This window comes from Streptomyces sp. NPDC001980, from assembly GCF_040296885.1.
GTDB lineage: Bacteria > Actinomycetota > Actinomycetes > Streptomycetales > Streptomycetaceae > Streptomyces.
The window spans coordinates 1-18572 of the sequence record NZ_JBEOYD010000036.1; the positions used below are offsets into that span (position 1 = coordinate 1).

16 protein-coding genes are annotated in these 18572 nt (G+C 69.5%); 5 read left to right on the forward strand and 11 right to left on the reverse strand.

What is annotated here, in order from left to right:
* Nucleotides 1-303, forward strand: a 303-nt coding sequence (locus ABT137_RS38420; RefSeq protein WP_502984646.1) for a dioxygenase family protein, incomplete at its 5' end; no start/stop codon positions are given.
* Nucleotides 304-400: 97 nt separating this feature from the next.
* On the opposite strand, the gene ABT137_RS38425 is transcribed toward ABT137_RS38420, so the two are convergent.
* Complete coding sequence (locus ABT137_RS38425) at nt 401-2110, reverse strand: MFS transporter (RefSeq protein ID WP_351716084.1); 1710 nt, start codon at nt 2108-2110, stop codon at nt 401-403.
* Between the two features lie 335 nt (nt 2111-2445).
* Between ABT137_RS38425 and ABT137_RS38430 the strand changes: the two genes are divergently transcribed.
* From ABT137_RS38430 to ABT137_RS38445, 4 genes are all read left to right on the forward strand, one after another.
* Nucleotides 2446-3192: an SDR family NAD(P)-dependent oxidoreductase gene (locus tag ABT137_RS38430; RefSeq protein ID WP_351716086.1), complete on the forward strand. Its 747-nt coding sequence runs from the start codon at nt 2446-2448 to the stop codon at nt 3190-3192.
* 330 nt (nt 3193-3522) lie between these two features.
* Nucleotides 3523-3996: a MarR family winged helix-turn-helix transcriptional regulator gene (locus tag ABT137_RS38435; RefSeq protein WP_351716262.1), complete on the forward strand. Its 474-nt coding sequence runs from the start codon at nt 3523-3525 to the stop codon at nt 3994-3996.
* Between the two features lie 149 nt (nt 3997-4145).
* Nucleotides 4146-5831 carry an MFS transporter gene (locus ABT137_RS38440; RefSeq protein WP_351716088.1) on the forward strand — a complete coding sequence of 562 codons (1686 nt, stop codon included), beginning with the start codon at nt 4146-4148 and terminating at the stop codon, nt 5829-5831.
* Nucleotides 5832-6244: 413 nt separating this feature from the next.
* Entirely contained in the window at nt 6245-6397 is a 153-nt protein-coding gene (locus ABT137_RS38445) for a hypothetical protein (protein WP_351716090.1), read from the forward strand.
* Nucleotides 6398-6681: 284 nt separating this feature from the next.
* Here ABT137_RS38445 and ABT137_RS38450 read toward each other — a convergent pair whose 3' ends face one another.
* The 10 genes from ABT137_RS38450 to ABT137_RS38495 form a co-directional block, all read right to left on the reverse strand.
* Nucleotides 6682-10356: a family 78 glycoside hydrolase catalytic domain gene (locus ABT137_RS38450; RefSeq protein WP_351716092.1), complete on the reverse strand. Its 3675-nt coding sequence runs from the start codon at nt 10354-10356 to the stop codon at nt 6682-6684.
* Nucleotides 10357-10700: 344 nt separating this feature from the next.
* Complete coding sequence (locus ABT137_RS38455; RefSeq protein WP_351716093.1) at nt 10701-11468, reverse strand: carboxymuconolactone decarboxylase family protein; 768 nt, start codon at nt 11466-11468, stop codon at nt 10701-10703.
* Nucleotides 11469-11501: 33 nt separating this feature from the next.
* Complete coding sequence (locus tag ABT137_RS38460) at nt 11502-12977, reverse strand: aldehyde dehydrogenase family protein (RefSeq protein WP_351716095.1); 1476 nt, start codon at nt 12975-12977, stop codon at nt 11502-11504.
* Nucleotides 12978-13015: 38 nt separating this feature from the next.
* On the reverse strand, nt 13016-13852 hold the full coding sequence (locus ABT137_RS38465; protein WP_351716097.1) for an NAD(P)-dependent oxidoreductase: 837 nt from the start codon (nt 13850-13852) through the stop codon (nt 13016-13018).
* Nucleotides 13853-13860: 8 nt separating this feature from the next.
* Nucleotides 13861-14637 (reverse strand): SDR family oxidoreductase, encoded by a 777-nt coding sequence (locus ABT137_RS38470; protein WP_351716099.1) that lies wholly within the window; start codon nt 14635-14637, stop codon nt 13861-13863.
* Complete coding sequence (locus ABT137_RS38475; protein ID WP_351716101.1) at nt 14634-15419, reverse strand: SDR family oxidoreductase; 786 nt, start codon at nt 15417-15419, stop codon at nt 14634-14636. Before ABT137_RS38475 ends, ABT137_RS38470 begins: the two co-directional genes overlap by 4 nt.
* 41 nt (nt 15420-15460) lie before the next feature.
* Complete coding sequence (locus ABT137_RS38480; protein ID WP_351716103.1) at nt 15461-16132, reverse strand: TetR/AcrR family transcriptional regulator; 672 nt, start codon at nt 16130-16132, stop codon at nt 15461-15463.
* 124 nt (nt 16133-16256) lie between these two features.
* On the reverse strand, nt 16257-16496 hold the full coding sequence (locus ABT137_RS38485; RefSeq protein WP_351716105.1) for a ferredoxin: 240 nt from the start codon (nt 16494-16496) through the stop codon (nt 16257-16259).
* On the reverse strand, nt 16493-17686 hold the full coding sequence (locus ABT137_RS38490; protein WP_351716107.1) for a cytochrome P450: 1194 nt from the start codon (nt 17684-17686) through the stop codon (nt 16493-16495). Before ABT137_RS38490 ends, ABT137_RS38485 begins: the two co-directional genes overlap by 4 nt.
* Nucleotides 17687-17711: 25 nt before the next feature.
* The gene (locus ABT137_RS38495; protein ID WP_351716109.1) at nt 17712-18548 is read right to left on the reverse strand and encodes a mycofactocin-coupled SDR family oxidoreductase; all 837 of its coding nucleotides are present in this window, start codon (nt 18546-18548) and stop codon (nt 17712-17714) included.
* Between the last annotated feature and the right edge of the window lie 24 nt (nt 18549-18572).

Consider the following 18572-nt stretch of genomic DNA (forward strand, 5'->3'; position numbering starts at 1 on the left):
GACACCGACGGCAATCCGCTCGCCGGTGCACGGATCGAGGTCTGGGAGGCCGACGAGGACGGGCTCTACGACGTGCAGTACGACGCCGGCAAGCGAGCCGGACGGGCACACCTGTTCTCCGCGGCCGACGGCGGCTACCGCTTCTGGGGCCTCACCCCAACGCCGTATCCCATCCCCAACGACGGCCCCGTCGGCAAAATGCTCGACGCGGTCGGCCGCTCTCAGTATGCGGTGGTCATTGTTCGACTCCTGTCCGAGTGCGTCTGTCGATCGTTGTGTCTTGTACGCCGTGGCCCGCCGTGACTGCCGCTCCTGAGGAGGAGGTGGAGTCGCGGCGGGCGGCCGGTTGGCCTGGCCGACCTGCTACCCGTGTCCCGGCCCCGGCGCGTTCGTCATGCGGTCAGCCGTCGAGGGTGTGCGGGTCGTCGTCGAGATGAGCCTGGTCCACGCCGCCGTGCCCGCCCACGAGAGTGAGTGCCGCCGCCACGAGAGCAGCCACGCCACCGAGCACGAACGCCAGTGAGTAACTGCTGCTGAGGGCGTGGAAGGCGACGTCCTTGAGTGGGTTGAAGGGTATGACCTGACCGTCCGGCGAGGTGATGCTGGCCGGCACCGAGTTGGCGCCGAGCGGGCCCGATCCCACGGCGTGCACAGCCGCCTCCAGCTGCGGCTTCTGATCCGCGGGAGCATGGGCCGGAGCGGCCTGGAAAGCCGCATAAGCCTTGCTCAGGCCAGGATTGTCGGCCAGGTTGCGGGCGATCTCCTTGGCAGCCTGGCTCAGCGCGACAGCACCCATGATCGCGGGGCCGAGCGCGAACCCGAGGTCCCGGAACGTGCTCGTGGCACCGCTTGCCATGCCGGCGAGGTGGTTGGGCAACGTGTTGACCGCGACCGCGCTGATGGCGGCGAAGGCGAGTGCCGAACCGACGCCGGCGAGGATCAGAGGCCCGACGATGGCGCCAAGTGCCCGATCGCTCGTCGGAACGCCGGCGAACCACAGCCCGCTGGCGCCGACGAGGATCAGGCCGGTGAAGAGAACCCACCGGGGGTTGTACCGCTCCAACAGCTTGGAGGTGAGGGGCAGTTGCACGAGCCCGATGCCACCGAAGAAGAGGTAGGCGATGGAGGCCTTCAGCGGGCTGATTCCCTGGATGATGGTGAGGCGGATACTGGTGGAGTACATGATCGCGAGGAAGCCGAACATCCCGATCACGGTGACCACCGAGTTCACGGCGAACGCCCGGTTCTTGAACGCGCTCAGGAGAAGGAGCGGCGCGTCCGCCCGGTTCTCCACGAAGACGAACAGCCCGAGGAGCACGGCCGCGGCGACGAACGCGATGACGATCTGCGGGCTCCCCCAGCCGCTCTCGGAGCCCTGGATCACGGCGTACAGCAGAGCGAACAGGCCAAGCGCCGAGGTGATCTGCCCCGGCCAGTCCAGGGATCGGCCCTCGGGCGAGGAGGAGTTGCGGGCGATCGCCAGCGACAGCAACGCGCTCACCGCGGCGATGACGAGGACACCGACGTAGGCCCAGCGCCAGTTCGCGTTCCCGGCCCAGCCGCTGTGAATCTTGGTGGACAGGCCTGCCAGCAGCGGCCCGAGGAAACCCCCGATCGACAGCGCGGCGGCCCAGATCGCCACGCCACGCGCGCGGGTGGCAGTGGTGTGCGTGCCGGCCGCCACCATGGCGAGGCTCGTCGGGAAGATGGCCGCGGCCCCGATGCCACTGAGGAGTTGGGCAAATATCAGCAACGTCACCCGAGTGTCGGTCGAGTATGCCGAACCCGGCACCAGGACCGCGAGGGTCGAGCCGAGCGCGATGAGCGCGGCGCCCCCCACGAGCAGACGCTTACGGCCGAACAGGTCACCGAACACGCCGAAGCCCAGCTCCAGCGCGGCCACGGGAAGCATGAAGGCGTCGGTGATCCACGTCAGCTGGGCCGAGGACGGCGCGAGATCCTGCTGGATCAGCCCGTTGATGAGTGAAGGGACGGCGAGGGCCATCTGCGCGAGGCAGACAGCGAGAACCACCGCGACCAGGGTGCCCGAGGTCAGGGTGTATCTGCCGCCCTCTCCCTCTGCCGCCTTGGGCGAATCGATCTGAACCATGGACGACTCCTTGGCGCAATGCGCTGCTGTCGGAACCGGCGTCCGCTGCCGGACCCTGCTGTGGGTGTTTTTGTCGCGGTCATCCCGGCAACACCGCTGCCGTGCCGCCCCTGGGCCTTGCGGAGCGCCTCCGCGCCGCCGCCCTTCCACCGGACCTGATTCAGGACGCTCGGCGCGCTGGCCGACCGGCTGAGCAGCGTCAAGCTAGGAGTGACCCCAGTCACCCTCAACGGTCATGTTCATTAGACGAACAAGCCGCCGCCGATCCTCGGTCTCGACGCGCATCATCCCTGGAGGACGACCTTGCCGCTGCCGCCCGGAAGGAGCAGTGACTCATGACTGGGAGGCTGACGGGCAGGACCGCCGTCGTGACCGGAGGCAGTACGGGCAGCGGGCAGGAGATCGCCCGCAGACTCGCGGCGGAGGGAGCGGACATCGCGGTCGCGGACATCGATCCGGCCGACGAGACGCGGGACCTCGTCGCGGAAACCGGTCCGCGATTCTTCAGCGACAAGGTCGACGTCTCGGACGAGGACGCCATCCACGGGTTCGCCGCCCGGGTCCGACGTGAGCTCGGCGCGGCCGACATCCTGGTGAACAACGCGGCTGTCGTTCTGCTGGCCGATATCGACCACGTGACCTCCGACGAATGGCGTCGCACCTTCGCCGTCAACGTGGACGGCCCCTTCCTGGCCTCCAGGGCGTTCCTGCCCGACCTGAAGGAGTCCGGGTCGGGACGGATCATCAACATCACGTCCTCGAGCTACTGGACTCCGCCGCCTCCGTTTCTCTCCTATGTCTCCGCCAAGGGCGCGCTGAACGGATTCACCTCTGTCCTGGCCGCCAACCTCGCCGCTCACCACATCACCGTCAACGGCGTCGCAACGAGCCTGGTCCGGACGGCCACGGCCGCGGAGAAGACGAGCGAGTTCTTCTTCGAGCAGACCGTGCGGATGCAGAACATCAAGCGTGTGCAGATGCCGGCCGACGTCTCGGGCGTCGTGGCGTTTCTCGCCTCCGACGACGCCGCGTTCATCACGGGGCAGATCGTCGTCGCAGACGGCGGAAGCACGCGCCGCTGAAGGGCTCTTCGGAGTGGGCGCCCTCTCGCCGGATCCGCACAGTAGAGCGATGGGATCACTCGATCGCGGACTCTTACGCGGCTGGCCCGGTTGGTGAAAGCACCGACCGACGAGGCCCCGGAGCGCCGGCAGGACGCCAGCCGGGCTTTGATCCCTGACCTGGGTAAACGTGCCGCTGCACCGACCATCCTCCGGGAAAGCACCGGCTCACGCACGGTACGGGGACGCACGGATGATCAGGTGGGCGCCAGGAGGCAGGCCGACCGTCAGGGGGGAATTAGTATTTTGACATAGGTTTCTTGTCATAGGTAACTTGGAATCGTGACCGGAATCAGTGAGGCTCGACCGAGCCAGGGCGTCGACCAAGTGGCCGCAGGCCTCGTGGCGTGCCTGCCCGCGCTGAACCGGTACATCAAACAGAGCATCGACCGGCGACTGCCCTACCCCAAGCTCCCCGAGCGGCAGTTGGCCCTGCTCCAGTACGTCGCCGAGCACGACGGCGCGACCGTCCACAAGGCCGCCGGCGCGCTGCGGATGATGCCGAACAACGTCAGCGCCCTGGTCACCCGCCTCACCGACGCGGGCCTGCTGGAACGGCACCAGGACGACACCGACAAGCGCGTCGCGCACCTGCGTGTCACCGCCGTGGCGCGTCAACGCATCCGCCAGGCCGAGGACGTCGCGGCGCGACAGCTCGCGGCCGCGCTGCGGACTCTCACGGACGGCGACCGCGACGCCCTCGGCTCGGCGCTCGGCGCTCTTGAGGCTCTCACCCGGCGCCTGCGCGACGACTCCGCCGCCTGACCGTTCGGTCCGGCTCCCGTACGTCTATTGCCCTTGCCGCTGCTGTGGCAGGGCTCGGTGTGCTGCCCCCTGCACAGCCCACACGCAGCTCGCCCCCACATGTCCACGCGCCCCAGCCGCGCGCCACACGTCACGAGGACAGCTCACACATGTCTGTCACCGCTGTTTCCACAGCGTCCACTCCCGTGTCCGACCCCCACCCCCGCGATCTGCGCGCCAACCCCTGGCTGACGCTGATCGCGGTCGGGCTCGGCCTGTTCATGGTCGGCCTCGACGGCTCCGTCGTCTCGATCGCCAACGCCGAGATCGCCCGCGACCTGAGCGCCACCACCGCCGAACTGCAGTGGGTCACCAACTCCTACCTGCTCGCCCTCGCCGCTGCCCTCATCCTCGGCGGCAAGCTCGGCGACCGCTTCGGGCGCCGCACGGTCTACCTCGTCGGCGTCGTCGGATTCACCGTCGCGTCCGTCGCGATCGGCCTCGCCGGCTCGGTCGAGGGCGTCATCGCCTTCCGCGCCGTGCAGGGTCTCTTCGGTGCGATGCTCATGCCCAACACGCTGGCGTTGCTGCGTGCGGTGTTCCCGCCGAAGAAGTTCGGCATGGCGGTCGGTATCTGGGCGATGATCTCGTCCGTCGCCACCGCGCTCGGCCCGATCGTCGGCGGACTGCTCGTCCAGCATGTCAACTGGGAGTCCGTCTTCTACATCAACGCCCCCATCGGCGTGATCGCCCTGGTCTTCGGTCTCGTGGTGCTGCCGCAGTCCAGGAACGAGGCGGCGTCGAGCGAGAAGTTCGACGTGCCCGGCGTCGTACTGCTCGCGCTCGGCCTGATCGCCGTCGTCTTCGGCGTCGTCAAGGGCGAGACGTGGGGCTGGACTTCGGCCGGCACGCTCGGGGCGATCGTCGGCGGTGTCGTCGTCCTGGTCCTCTTCGGCTGGTACGAGACCCGCGTCGCGCACCCTCTCCTGCCCATGCGGCTGTTCCGCAACCCGGCCCTGACCATAGGTGTGTTCGTCACCGCGCTGAACTTCTTCGTCCTGCTCGGCGCGATCTTCTTCGTGATGCTGTACCTCCAGAACGTGCACGGCTTCACGCCCGTCGAGTCCGGTGTGCGCACCCTGCCGCTCAGCCTCGCCTCCATGGTGGCCTCGCCGCTCGGCGCGAAGCTCACAGGGAAGTTCGGCCCGCGCCTGACCATGCCGCTGGGGATGGTGCTCCAGGCCGGCGCCGCGTTCACGATGCTCTCGTGGAGCGCCGACTCCTCGTACGCCACCATGTGGCCGCCGTTCGTCGCGCTCGGTCTCGGCGTCGGCATCGTGATGGCCGCGTCCTCCGACGCGATCGTCGGCAACGCCCCCGTCAAGGACGGCGGCATCGCGGGTGGCCTGCAGGCCACCTCGCTCCAGGTCGGCGGCGCGCTCGGCACTTCGGTGCTCGTCTCCCTCATCAGCAGCCGCGTCGGCTCCACGCTCACGGACTCACTGACCGACGCCGGCGTGCCCCACTCGGCGGCCGCCCGCTTCGAGGAGGCGAAGGACGCGGTCGCGATGGGCGTCGCCCCGGTCTCCGACGCGATGCCCGCACAGCTCAGGGCGGCCGTGGTGGAGGGCAGCCACACCGCCTTCATGAACGGCGTCCACACCGCCGTCCTAGTCACCGGCATCCTCGCCCTCGTGGGCGCCGCCCTCGCGGCGTTGGGCCTCCGAGGCCGGGAGGACGAGACCCACGAGCACACCGAGCATGAGGCGAAGGTACCGAGCCCGGCCGCCGTCCCAGCCGCGACCGACGTCCGGTCCTCCACCAGCATCCCTGTCAGCGGTCGTGGCGACGTCTGACAACAGATCGGCAGGCAGCGTGATACGGATCGTCACCTCCTCCGAGTCGTAGTGCAGCCGGACCATCAGCTGAAGGACCTCGAACAACTGCCTGAGCAGCTGCTCAGGAGCGTTCACAAGGTTGAGTGCCAGATAGGGCAGACCGTCAAGCAGGTCCGCGTCCTCCGTAGTCGGACGGGCGGGCTCGGCGGCTCGCGGTGCGGCACTGGACGAGCCCCGAACCCGCTTGGCTCGGCGGCCCCAACCCTCCATATCCGGAGCACGTTTCATGTCCGGCGTTTCCCAGCCGGTCGACGGTCCCGACCTCGAGCGGGTCCAGCGTGTCGTCAGCGAGATCCCCGGCCCGCACTCCCGTGAACCGCTGACCCGTCAGCGGAAGGTGGTGCCTGGCCGGCGTCGGCGCCGTCCTGCCCGTGTTCGTGGAGGCGGCCGGTGGCGGGGTGATCGTCGATGCGGACGGCAACTCCTTCATCGACTTCGGCAGCGGAACCCCCGTGACCAAGGTCGGCGATTCCGCCGCGGACTTGGAGCGCGCGGCCGCGCAGTTGCGCCGGTCGGCCGTGTGACCGTCTGTGGGGATCAGGCACGACCGACGGCCGCCACAACGTGACCGCACGCGGGACCTGGTGGAGCTGATCGACCCAGTCGCCCCGGGTGCCGTCGAGATCACGATCGCCGCGACATATCCCCTCTCCCCTCTATCGCGTCACCGACGCCTTCGCGGCACTGCAGCAGCGGCGCGCCCGAGGCGAGATCGTCCTGATCTCCTGAGCACGGCGCCCACCGACCTCACTGCACCGTGCCGGGTCCGCCACCACGGCACGGTGCAGTGGTTCACCTGCTCGACCGGTCAGGCGTTGAAGCGGTATGAGCCCGCCCGGGCCCCGTAGACCTTGTAGGCCGCGCCTCCGGAGGTGTCGTCGCGGACGAAGGCGGCGCCCCGGGGTGCGGTGACGGGCTGGTTCTGGGTGGGGACCCAGATCTCGGCCTCGGTGTTGTACGGGACCGTCACCGCGAGGTCGATCCTGCCGTCCCCACGCCGCCGCCACTCCGAGGACACCTTGCCGCGCACGGTGTCGATCGAGGCGCTGACATGGTCAAGGGTCGCGGGCGACAGGTCGGTGTTTTCGGTGCCGGTCGGGACCCTGCTGTTGACCGCGGCTGCGGGGATGTACGGGCGGATGCGCAGCGTCTCGTAGGCAGTTGAGGTCGGTCTGATGCCGGCCAGGCTCTGGTAGAACCAGGTGGCCACGTTGGAGCGGTAGTGGTGGTCGACCGAGAGCCGGTCGGTCCACTGTTCCCACAGCGAGGTGGCACCCTTGGCGATCTGGTAGACGTAGCCGGGCAGGCCGGTCTGGGTGACGGCCTTCAGAGCGATGTCCGTGTAGCCGTACTCGCTGAGGATGTTGAACTCGTAGCGCGAGCCGTACATGTCGTTCTGGATGTGCTGGTCGGCTGCCACGATCCGGTCGGCGAGCAGCTTCGCGAGGGCCTTCTTGTTCTCCGCGAGCGTCTTCGTGCCAGCCAGGCGACGCGGGTCGTCGGGGTCCAGGTCCGAGCCGGGCACCAGGTCGAACGCGATGGCCAGGGCGTTCTCGCTGGAGATGCTGCCCTGGGTGAAGTGGGCCTGTGCAGCGTCCCAGTAGTTTGCGATGAACGCCTTGCGCAGGGTGCGCGCCAGATTCGCGTAGTGGGCGGCGCGTTCTGTACGGCCGAGACCGCGTCCCACCTCGTCCATGTAGTCGCAGAAGTGGATGTAGAAGGCGAGGCTGATGACGGCGTTGCTGCCGGGGCTCTCCGCACCGGAGTAGGCGCCGAGCGAGGCCTCGAACTTGTAGTCGTTCTCGGCGGTGAACAGCGTCTCGTAGTACATCAGGAGCGTGTCCTGGTGGTCGTAGAGCTCGGCGAACAGGCTGCTGTTGCCGTAGTACGTGTGCAGTTCCCTCGGGATGACGAAGTACGCCGAGTCCCAGGCGGGCACCGCCTTCCACGCGGCGTTCCAGCCGGGGGTGTGGTCGTAGCCGTATCCGCCCTTGGCGATGGGGACGAACATGGGCAGCTGGCCGGTGGAGATCTGGGTGTCGGGGAAGTGCCGCAGGTAGGTGGTGAGTACGGCGTTGACGTCCCAAGTGAGTGATTCGGACTCGGAGCTGGCCATGGCGTCGCCGGTCCAGCCGTTCTTCTCGCGGGACGGGGTGTCGGTGGGCTTCTGCACCAGGTTGTTCTGCTCGGCCCACTCCAGGTTGCGCTGGAGACGGTTGATCAGGGCGTTGTCCGTGGCGAAGGTGCCGGTGCGGGCGAAGCCGGAGCGGGCGACACCGACAGTGAGCATGTCCGCGTCCCGCTTCAGGTCGGGGGCTCGCCCGAGGACCGCCTCCAGGTTCATCACTTCCAGGTAGCGGAAGCCGAAGTGGCTGAACTGCTGCTCCCAGGTCTGCGTCGGCCGCTTGCCGAGGGTGTAGTAGTGCGTCTGGAGGTTGGCGTCGTGCTGGAAGTTCTCCTCCTCCACGGAGAGCGGGGAGGCGGCCGTGCCGTCGCCGCCGGCGATGCGGTTGCCACCGCGGATCCGCAGCGTGAGGCCCTCCTTGTCGGAGCGCACGTCGGTCAGCGTGAGGCGGACGAGGCCCGTCAGGATCTGGCCGTAGTCAAGGATCCAGGTCTTCGAGCCGGGCGCCGTCTCGGTGAGGGAGACCGGTTGCAGCGTCTGGCTGACCAGCACCGGTTCCGCCTCGTGCGCCCTCATGACGGCAGGTCTGAAACCGTCGGGAATCGTCGTGGCGGGCAGCGCGCCGTGGTACTTCGGCGAAGGACTCACGCAACTGCCCGGCGGAATGAGGGCGGCCGCTGGGCGCCAGGCTCGGCCGGTGCGGTAGCCGACGGAGCGCCAGTCGCCCAGCTCGTCGGCTCGGCGGGCGTCGTACTTCTCGCCCGAGTAGACGGAGTCGAAGGTCGTGGGCCCGTCGGCGGCCAGCCAGTCCCGGTCCGTGACGAGCGTGGTGGCCGAGCCGTCGGTGTACGTCACGACGAGCTTCGCGCGCAGGCGCGGCTGGCCGGCGTAAGGGGCTAGCTGCCAGTACCACTCCTGGGGCGTGGTCACGCCGTACCAGCCGCGTCCGAGCTCGGCGGCGACGACGTTCTCCCGGCCGGCCTCCAGCAGCGTGGTGACATCGAAGGTGTCGTACAGGACCGTGCGGTCGTAGGTGCTCTGGTCGGTGAGCAGCCGGGGCACGCTGGTCCGGCCCGCGTTCGCCCGCCTGCCGTCGACGGTGAGCGGGGCGCCGTTGACGGTGAAGCTGACGTTGCCCGCGGCGCTCAGGTGCAGCCGGGCCTTGGCGATGCGGCGCCCGCGGGGCAGGGTGAACGCGCGGCGCAGTACCGGGGCCGGGTTGGCGATGGGCAGCATGCTGTTCTTGGACGGGATGTAGGGGTTCTTGGGTGGGAAGGTGAGACCGGCGAGGGTGGCGATGCCGTTCTCGAACGGGTTGGCGCCCATGGTCAGGTCGGCGGAGAAGTCGCGGGCGCCGGTGCCGGTCACCTCGACGCTGCGGATGGTGGCGGAGGTGCCGCCGGCGAAGCCGAAGCTGCCGTGGCGGCGGATCTGGTCGCCGGCGAGCGTGCGGCTGTCGACCTCGACGCCGTTGACGGTGGTGGTCGCGGTGAGCCCCTGGACGGCGACCTGCACGGTGTGGTCGCGGGTGGCCCAGGTGTCCTTGGTCAGCCCGGTGGATGCGGGGAGGGTGACCGTGCCGACCGGAACACTGCGCGTGCCGGCGGCGGTGGGGTTGGTCTCGCTCTGCGGGTCGTAGTAGTTGACCCCCCAGTCGGGCTCGGAGGTGCCGTCGTCCACCCAGGTGTTGCCGGCGTAGTGGCTGGTCCTCATGACCAGCTGCATGTCCTCACCGCTTTGCCGGACTGTCCAGTTGAGGCCCTCGCCCCAGGTCTTGCCGATGGGTTCGGCGCGCAGCAGCAGGGCAAGCCCGCCGGCGGCGTCGGGGCCGCCGCGGAAGACGACGGTCGCGGTCAGATCCTTCCAGTCGTGGTCCTGCGCCACTCGGCCGCCGATCCACCGCGCGCCCGACCAGTCCTTCTCGCCCTTCAGCAGGCCGGTCTCCCACGTCGCCGGCTCGCTCCAAGGGCCGGGTGCGCCCTTCTCGTCCCAGGTCCGCACCCGCCAGGAGTACGCCCGCTCCGAGTGCAGCGGACCGCCCCCGTAAGCCACCTCGGTGCTGTTCGAGCCCGCCATCTTGCCGCTGTGCCAGATGTCGGCCTTGCCCGGCCCGGTGCCGACCTGGATCTCGTACGCCGTCTGCCTGGCCACCGGAGGCACCCAGCTGAACGTCGGTGCGGTCTCCGTGCCCAGGGGCGCGACCCGCGAGTTGACCTGCAGGTCCGCCGGTGCGGAACCGCGCCCGCCCGCTGCCGTCGCGCTCGCCGCCACCGCGTTCGGCGCGGCGGCGAGCGGGAGCGCGGCCCCGGCCGCCGCGGCCGCGGCCGTCATGATGCCGAGCATGTGTCGGCGGCTCAACGCACTTCTGTTCTCCTCGGCCACGGCTCAGATTCCCTTCGTAAGCGCACCGCGCTGGAACAGGGGTGTCCCTCCCCCGCAAGGTATTGAAACGTTTCAATACCTTCCACGTGGAAAGCTTATGGACAGGCGTGGCCGAAACGCAATGGTCTGAAGCGACGACTCATCACGACCCCGTGGGTGGGCGCACCCGGCCAAGGCCTCCCGCCAGGCGCGGAAGCCGGTCAGAGCCTCGGCCTCGCCGAAACAGGGTGAAGTGGGCCACCCCCGGGAGGGGCCGTGTTCCGCTCGTGGCCGCGCAGGTTCCGGGCGAGCCCGGACCTCGTCGTGCCGCAGGACGCCGGTCAGTCGGCCTTGGACGCCCACGCCGTTTCCACCGCGTCCGCGAGGGCCTCCCCCTTGGCGAAGCCGTAGTACGCGGCGAACTGCAGCACGATCTCGTCCATCTCCTCTTTGGTGAGGTCGCCGGAGTGGAGCGCAGCCCGGACGTGCGTCTGCAGTGGGACGGGCGAGTCGTCGAGGGCGACGCTGGCGACGGTGATGATCCGGCGCTCGCGCCGGTTCAGCCCGGGGCGCTGCCAGACGTGCCCGAACACGAAGTTGAGAATGCCGGCGTGCCGGTACGGCGAGTTCGTGGGCGGTGCGGGCGTGAGGTTGACGTCGATGAACTCCTTCACGCCGCGTTCGAGCCGTTCGTCCCAGGTGGCGGGGCCGAGGGTGTCGTTGCTCAACTGCGGCCAGTGCGGGGTCTGTTCACCGCGTTCGCGGTGGATGCGGTCCCACTGCCGGGCGATGGCCCCCTCCACGTGGGACGCCTTGGGCCAGCCGCAGTACACCGCGAAGTGCAGGACGAACTCCAGCATGGCCTCCAGGCCGATGTCGCCGCTCACAAGCGCCGCGTGGACGTGGTCCTCGATGGGCTGCGGGGAGTCGGCGGCTGCCACGCACGTGAGGGTGACCCAGCGGCGGTCGCGGCGGCTCAGGCCGGGGCGTGACCAGACCTCGCCGTAGAGGAAGTCCCGTGCGGCGCGGCCGAACGGGGTGGCAGTCGAGGGTGGTTCGTGGGCGGGCAGGACCTCTGCCAGGGTGTGGACCGCCTGGGTGTCTTCCATGAGGCCTCCTGGTGCGGGGGTTGGGGCGCCTGCTTACGCGCGGATGAAGACGTTTTTGGTCTGGAGGAACTCGTAGAGGCCCTCTTTGCCGCCTTCACGCCCGTAGCCGCTCTGCTTGTAGCCCCCGAACGGGGCGCCGGGCGGCTGGCCCGAGGCACCGTTGACGAGCACGGTGCCCGACTCGAGGTGCGGGACGATGCGCTGGACGCGGGACACGTCCTGCGTGTGTACGGCGGTGCCGAGGCCGTAGGGCGTGGAGTTGGCCAGTTCGACCGCCTCGTCCTCGGTCGTGAAGGGGATCAGGGCCAGCACGGGGCCGAAGACCTCGTGCTGGCCGGCCTCGCTGTGCGGGTCGACGTCGGCGAGGACCGTCGGGTCGATGAAGTAGCCGTCGCGGTTGTCCGGGGGCAGCGTGGACGGGTCGGTGGCGTGGCCGCCGGCGATGACACGGCTGTCCTTGGCGGCGCGTTCGATCATGCCGAGGATGCGTTCGTGGGCCGCCTTGCCGACGACCGGGCCGAGGGCGGTCGTCTGGTCGAAGGGGTCTCCGACGCGCAGGGCGGTGGCCGCCGCGGCGGTGGCGGTGACCACCCTGTCGTACGTCTCGCGGTGGACCAGCATGCGGGTGGTGAGGTTGCAGCCCTGGCCGGAGAGTTGGTAGCAGGAGCGGACCGTCTCGGCGACGGCCGCGTCGAGGTCGGCGTCGGGGAAGACGATGTCGGCTGTCTTGCCGCCGAGTTCGAGCAGGACGGGCTTGAGGGTGTGGCGGGCCGCGTCGAGGATCTTCTTCGCGGTCGGGATGCCGCCGGTGAAGGAGATCTTCGCGACGTCGGGGTGGCGGACCAGTCGCTCGCCGGCCTCCGGGCCGCCGGGCAGGACGTGCAGCACGCCCGGGGGAAGCCCGGCCTCCAGGGCGATCTCGGCGAACCGGGCCACGGTGAAGGGGGCCAGGTCGGGGGACTTGACGACGACGCAGTTACCGGCTGCGAGCGCGGGGGCGACCTTCATGCCGGCCGACATGATCGGGCCGTTCCAGGTCAGGATGATCCCGATGACGCCGTACGGCTCGGGGACGGTGTAGTCGAGGCCCGGCACCATGCGCGGGCTGGGCGGGATGGTGGCGCCCTCCAGCTTGTCGGCCCAGCCGGCGTAGTAGCCGAACCAGCCGGCGGACAGGTGGGCCAGCCCCGCCGAAGTACGGAAGGGGACGCCGAGTTCGAGGGTGTTCAGCCGGCCGAGTTCGGGCACGCGCTCCAGCATCAGCTCCTCGACGCGCTGGAGGATGCGGCGGCGCTGGTCCGGGGACATCGCCCGCCACTCGGGGAAGGCGTTCTTCGCCGCCGCGACGGCCGCGTCGACCTCCTGCGGTCCGGCGAGCAGGACGGTGCCGTTGGCGCGGGCGGTCGCGGGGTTGATGTGGTCCTGTCGGCCGACGGACGTGGTGTCGAGCCAGGTGCCGTCGACGAGAGGGCCGGTCGTGCCGAGGTCGTGGGACAGGGACGTGGTCATGTCGGTGCCGCCTTGGGGTCGTCCGGGTGGGGCGGTGGTCAGGGCGCCGGACTCCGGCCCAGCGTCGCAAGGGTGTGCGTGGTGAGGTCCGCGAGCGTCCGGGGCCGGGGAGCCCGGGCCGTGTCGGCGACGTCGAGCAGGAGACCGATGTCCTTGCGCAGCAGCGGCAGGGCCCGGCGCAGTCCGTTCGTGTTGAAGCCGGAGGCGGCGAGGATGGCCGCGGCGCGGCTGCCGCCGGTGCCGTGCGCGAGCACCTCTGCGACCGCGGTGCGGTCCATGCCGAGCCCGTCGGCGAGGGAGAAGGTGTCCAGCGCCAGGCCGACCTGGGCGGTGAACACGAAGTTGTTGAGGAGCTTGGAGAGTTGGCCGCTGCCCAGCGGTCCGAGGTGGATCACCGGGTCGGCGAAGGTGTCGAACACCGGGCGGCAGCGGGCGACGTCCGCCTCCCGTCCGCCGGCCATGACCAGGAGCCTGCGTTCCGCGGCTGCTCCGCCTCCGCCGCTGACCGGAGCGTCCACCACGGCGATCTCCCGCTGGGCGGCCTCGTCGGCGACGCGTCGGCAGGTGTCGGGATGGATGGTGGAGTGGAGGACGACGACCCCGCCGGGAGCCATGCCGGTCAGTACGCCGTCGGGTCGCAGGAGGACGTCCTCGACGTCCGCGTCCGCCACGACGCACAGGCACACGATGTCGCTCGCCGACCCCAGCTCGGCCGGTGTTGCCGCCACCGTGGCGGCCGTATCGGCGAACGCGTCCGTCGACGTGCTGCGGCGCGCCCACAGCGTCAGGGGGAACAACGCCTCGGCGATACGGCGGGCCATCGGTGCGCCCTGGCTGCCCAGTCCGATGAAGCCGACCCGTGTCGTGGATGTCACGGTGCCGGTCACAGCCGGGTGACCCAGCCGCCGTCGACGCTGATGGCCTGGCCGTTGATCCATTCGCCGGCCGGGGAGGCGAGCAGCAGCAGCGTGCCGAGCAGGTCTTCGGCGGGCGCGGACTTCTTGCCCGGGATGGCGGCCGTGAGAGCGGCGCGTACGGGGTGGTCGGCGGGCAGGCTGCGCATGCCCGGTTCGTTCTCGACCAGGCCGGGGGCGATGGCGTTGACGTTGATGCCGAGCGGGCCGAGAGAGCGGGCGAGGCCGACGGTGACGTTGACCAGGGCCAGTTTGCTGACGCCGTAGATACCCCCGCCCATGAAAGCACCTGCGGAGACCTGGTTGATGATGCGTCCGCCGCCCCGCTCGACCATCGAGGCCTTCACCGCGCCCGCACAGATGACGGCGCCGAGGACGTTGACACGCATGACGCGGTCGAACCAGTCCGTGGGCAGGTCCAGGATGTCGACCTGGGGGATCTCGGCCATGAGGGCCGCGTTGTTCACCAGGATGTCGATGCCACCGAAGGCGTCGGTGGTCTTCGCTGCCAGGTCTGCTGCGGAGTCGCGGTCGGTGATGTCGACCTGTACGCCGAGCGTGCGCAGTCCGTCGGCGGCCAGGGTCTTGGCGGCCTGCTCGGCGCCTTCGCCGTTGAGGTCCGCGAGGACGACGGAGGCGCCGGCCTCGGCGAGTGCGCGGCCGTAGACCTGGCCGATGGCGCCGGCGCCCCCGGTGACGACGGCGACCTTGCCGTCCAGGCGGAGCCGGTCGAGTGTGCTGCTCATGGGGCATCCTTCGTCAGACGGGACAGGTAGGCGTCGACATCGGCACCGTGCTCGCGCAGTTCGTCGGCGGCCTGCGGTGCGGTGAGGATGAGGAAGTGGTCGTGGGTGACGCCCTCGGCGACGAGTTCGCCGACCGAATCTGCGTCCAGGACCGGGAAGTCGGGGCCTCGTGGCGGTGCCGGTTCCCCGTAGAAGCTGATCTGCTCGACGATGTTGGTGGCGACGCCGGCCGGGCACAGGCAGGAGACGCCGATGCCGCGTGGGCGCAGGTAGAGCGCGAGCGCCTCGGACAGGCCGACCACCGCGTGCTTGGTCGCGGTGTAGGGCAGGCGGTCGAATCCGTAGGGCAACAGACCCGCCGTGGAAGCGGTGTTGACGACGTGGCCCGATCCCTGCTCCAACAGGTGGGGCAGGAACACAAGGTTGCTGCGTACGACGCCCAACAGGTTGACGTCGACGACGCGTTGCCACGCGTCAAGGGGGATGTCCTCGACAGGGCCGACGGCCAGGATGCCGACGTTGTTCATGACCAGGTCGATGCGGCCGAAGCGGTCGAGGGCCAGCTTCCGCACCGCTTGCAGGTCGTCCAGGCTGGTCACGTCGCACTCTGCGGCGATACCCCGGGCGCCGAGTTCACCGGCCACGGTGTGCGCCCGCGCGCCGACGAGGTCGGTGACCACGACACGCGCGCCGCGCCGGGCGAAGGCGTGGGCGGCGGCACGGCCGATCCCGCTGCCGGCGCCGGTGACCACCGCCACGGCGTTGCGCAGATCAATACTCATCGCGACGTCGTTCCTCCGCTCGCGGGTGGGAGGGCGGCTGTTCAGGGATGAAGCGGCAGGACCGGTTCACTCGCTCCGGTCTCGGTCTCGCCGAGCACGGACGAGGTCGTCGAGGACACGGGGGCCTGGAGGAAGCCGACCAGGCCGTCCAGCAGGTCCCCGACATGGACGGCGAAGGACAGCACGTGCCCGCCGCGGGCCCGGGTGCGTTCACGTTCGGAGGCGGCATGTACGCCGAAGGCCAGGGCCTGCGAGATGCGGTGGCCGCGCAACGGCTCGGGAAGGTGCGGCAGCAGGGTGCCGATCCGCTCGACGAAGTCGGTGGTGGGCTGGCTCAGTTCGACTGAAAGGCGTTCGAAGACGTCCCGACGACCGTGCTGCTGGAGCATCGCGACGAAGCTGAGGTAGTGACTGCCCTCCTGTTCGCCCTGTTCCAGGACGGGCAGGAGGTGGCACTCCACCCATGTCCTGAGATCGTCCGGGCGCCGACGCGCGACCAGCAGCCCGCGTCGTTCGTTCAGCTCCGGCAGCCGGTACTCGAAGATCTCCTGGACAAGGTGCTCCTTCGTTCCGAAGTGGTACTGCACCGCCGTGTTGTTGCCGTTCCCGGCCGCCGCGCTGATCTGACGCAGAGACACCCCGTCGAGGCCGTGCTCGGCGAAGAGCCGCTCGGCGGCCAGGACGATCTGTTCCTTCACGGACGGTTGAACCACGACACCAGACTCCTTGAAGAGCAGCGTTATGCAGTTTCGAGAACTTCATTTCCGCATGACAGGAATCTAGTTTTGTCCTGGCGTGAAGTCAACTGCCTTAGCAGTCAGTCAGTTGGAGAAATGTTCAGGAACCCGGCGGCGGGAAGACCGGCTCACCGGTGTCCGCGTCCCTGATACCGATGGCCTCGATCGGGCACGACTCGGCCACCTCCAGCACCTCTTCGGACGCGGGAAGGGTGGCCGACCTCGCATGCCCCTGGCCGTTCTCGTCGAGTTCGAAGTGCTCGGGCGCGGAGGCGGCGCACAGCCCGGTGCGGACGCACATCCGTGTGTCGACGGTGACGTTCCACCGCTCGGTCGTCATCGGGCTCCTTCGATGACCAGCGGCAGGGTCTTCCAGCCGCGCACGGTCGAGGTCTGCGCCAGCTCGGCGTGGTCCCAGTCGACGTCCCAGCCGGGGAACCGCTTGAGGATCTCCTCCGCCGCGATCCGGCCCTCCAGCCGGGCCAGGGCCGCGCCCAGGCAGTAGTGGGCGCCGACGCCGAAGCTCATGTGCTGGGTGACGCGGTGGATGTCGAAGCGGTCGGGGTCGTCGAAGCGGCGGGGGTCGCGGTTGGCGGCGGCCTGGATGAAGAGGATGGCGCTGCCGGCCGGCACCGTGCGGTCGTACAGCTCCACGTCCTTGGTGACGTACCGTCCGGTGAACGGTCCGGTCGGCTCGAAGCGCAGGATCTCCTCGATGGCGTTGGGGATGAGGGACGGGTCGGCGGCCAACTCCCGGCGTGCTTCGGGGTAGCGGGCCATCAGTGCGCCGAACCAGCCGATGAGGCGGCCCGTCGTCTCGTTGCCAGCACCGGCGACCACGGAACAGTAGGTCAGGACCTCCTCGTCGGTGAGCGTGCGGGTGGCTCCGTGCTCGTCCTCGAACTCGGCGGTCATCAGCTCGGTCATCAGGTCGTCGGAGGGGTGCCGCTTGCGCCACTCGATGTAGTCCTTGAAGGCGTCCGTGCTGAGGATGTCCTCGTGGTTGATCTTTCCGCCGCCCTCGGTGCCCAGCGTGTCGTCGGTCTTGTCGCGGATGGCGGGCTGGTCCGCCTCGGGGATGCCCAGGAGCATGCCGATCACCCGCATCGGCATCTCGGCGCCGACGGCCTCGACGAGGTCGAACCGCTCGGCGCCGGTGACCGGTTCGAGTGCGCGGCGGCAGAAGGCCCGTACGCGGGGCTCCAGGGTGGCGATGCGGCGCGGCGTGAACACGCGGGCCAGCAGGCGGCGATGGATGTCGTGGGCGGGCGGGTCCTCAAAGATGAGGGTGCCGGGCGGAAGTTCGATGTCCGCCTGGATGATCTCCAGGATGTCGCCGCGGGCGGAGGAGTAGGTCTGCCAGTCCGCGAGCCCGTGCTGGACGTCGGTGTGGCGGCTGACGGCGTAGAAGTCGTGCCGGTCGTTGTAGTAGAGCGGCGCTTCCTCGCGCAGCCGGGCGTAGAGGGGGTAGGGGTCGCGGGCGAGGGCGGGGTCGTAGGGGTCCCAGTAGATCGTATCTGCAGCGGTCACGGGCGCAACTCCCTTGATGTGAAGCTCACTTGAGGAGAGCACCGGCGTCGATCGGCAGGGTCACGCCGGTGATGAAACGGGACTCGTCCGAGGCGAGGAAGACAACGGCGTTGCTGACGTCCAAGGGCTCCACCCACGGGGTGGGGAGGATGTGCATGCCCCGGGAGACCGCCGCGAAGTCGTCGACGGTGGGGTTCTCCAGGTCCGGGCGGAACATCCGGTAGGTGGCCTCGTGCATCACCATCGGCGTGCTCACCTGGGTAGTGTGCAGCGAGTTGACCCGGATGTTCTCGGCCCCCAGCTCAATGGCCAGCGTGCGCATCAGCCCCACCACACCGTGCTTGGCGGCGATGTAGTGGCCGATGTTCGGGTATGCCTTCAGGCCGCCCACCGAGCTGGTCAGGACGACCGAGCCGCCCCTGCCGCCCGCGACGATGTGCGGGGTGGAGACCTTGGTGGACAGCCAGACGCCGGTCAGGTTGACGTCGATCATGTCGCGCCAGGTCTGCTCCGCCATGGCGTCGAGCGTGGCCCCGTCGCTGCCCAGGCCCGCGTTGGCCACCACGATGTCCAGGCGGCCGAACTCGGCGACACCGTCGTCCACGGCCGCCTTGAGCGCGTCGTGGTCGCGCACGTCCGCCTGCACGGCGTGGATGCGCCGGCCCAGTTTCTGTACCTGGTTGACGGTCTCCTCCAGATCTTCGGGGGTCGACATCGAGAACGTGACGCCGTCGAGCTGCTTGCACACATCCACGGCGATGATGTCGGCGCCTTCCTCCGCCAGCCGTACGGCGTGGCTGCGGCCCTGCCCGCGGGCGGCACCGGTGATGAAAGCGACCTTGCCTTCGACTCGTCCGGGCATGACTACCTCGTTTCCAGGGGCGGA

What these genes read in the sequence shown, in the direction of transcription:
- ABT137_RS38425 (WP_351716084.1), bottom strand. Translation starts at nt 2,110, where the DNA reads ATGGTTCAGATCGATTCGCCCAAGGCGGCAGAGGGAGAGGGCGGCAGA.
- ABT137_RS38430 (WP_351716086.1), top strand. Translation starts at nt 2,446, where the DNA reads ATGACTGGGAGGCTGACGGGCAGGACCGCCGTCGTGACCGGAGGCAGT.
- ABT137_RS38440 (WP_351716088.1), top strand. Translation starts at nt 4,146, where the DNA reads ATGTCTGTCACCGCTGTTTCCACAGCGTCCACTCCCGTGTCCGACCCC.
- ABT137_RS38455 (WP_351716093.1), bottom strand. Translation starts at nt 11,468, where the DNA reads ATGGAAGACACCCAGGCGGTCCACACCCTGGCAGAGGTCCTGCCCGCC.
- ABT137_RS38460 (WP_351716095.1), bottom strand. Translation starts at nt 12,977, where the DNA reads ATGACCACGTCCCTGTCCCACGACCTCGGCACGACCGGCCCTCTCGTC.
- ABT137_RS38470 (WP_351716099.1), bottom strand. Translation starts at nt 14,637, where the DNA reads ATGAGCAGCACACTCGACCGGCTCCGCCTGGACGGCAAGGTCGCCGTC.
- ABT137_RS38475 (WP_351716101.1), bottom strand. Translation starts at nt 15,419, where the DNA reads ATGAGTATTGATCTGCGCAACGCCGTGGCGGTGGTCACCGGCGCCGGC.
- ABT137_RS38485 (WP_351716105.1), bottom strand. Translation starts at nt 16,496, where the DNA reads ATGACGACCGAGCGGTGGAACGTCACCGTCGACACACGGATGTGCGTC.
- ABT137_RS38495 (WP_351716109.1), bottom strand. Translation starts at nt 18,548, where the DNA reads ATGCCCGGACGAGTCGAAGGCAAGGTCGCTTTCATCACCGGTGCCGCC.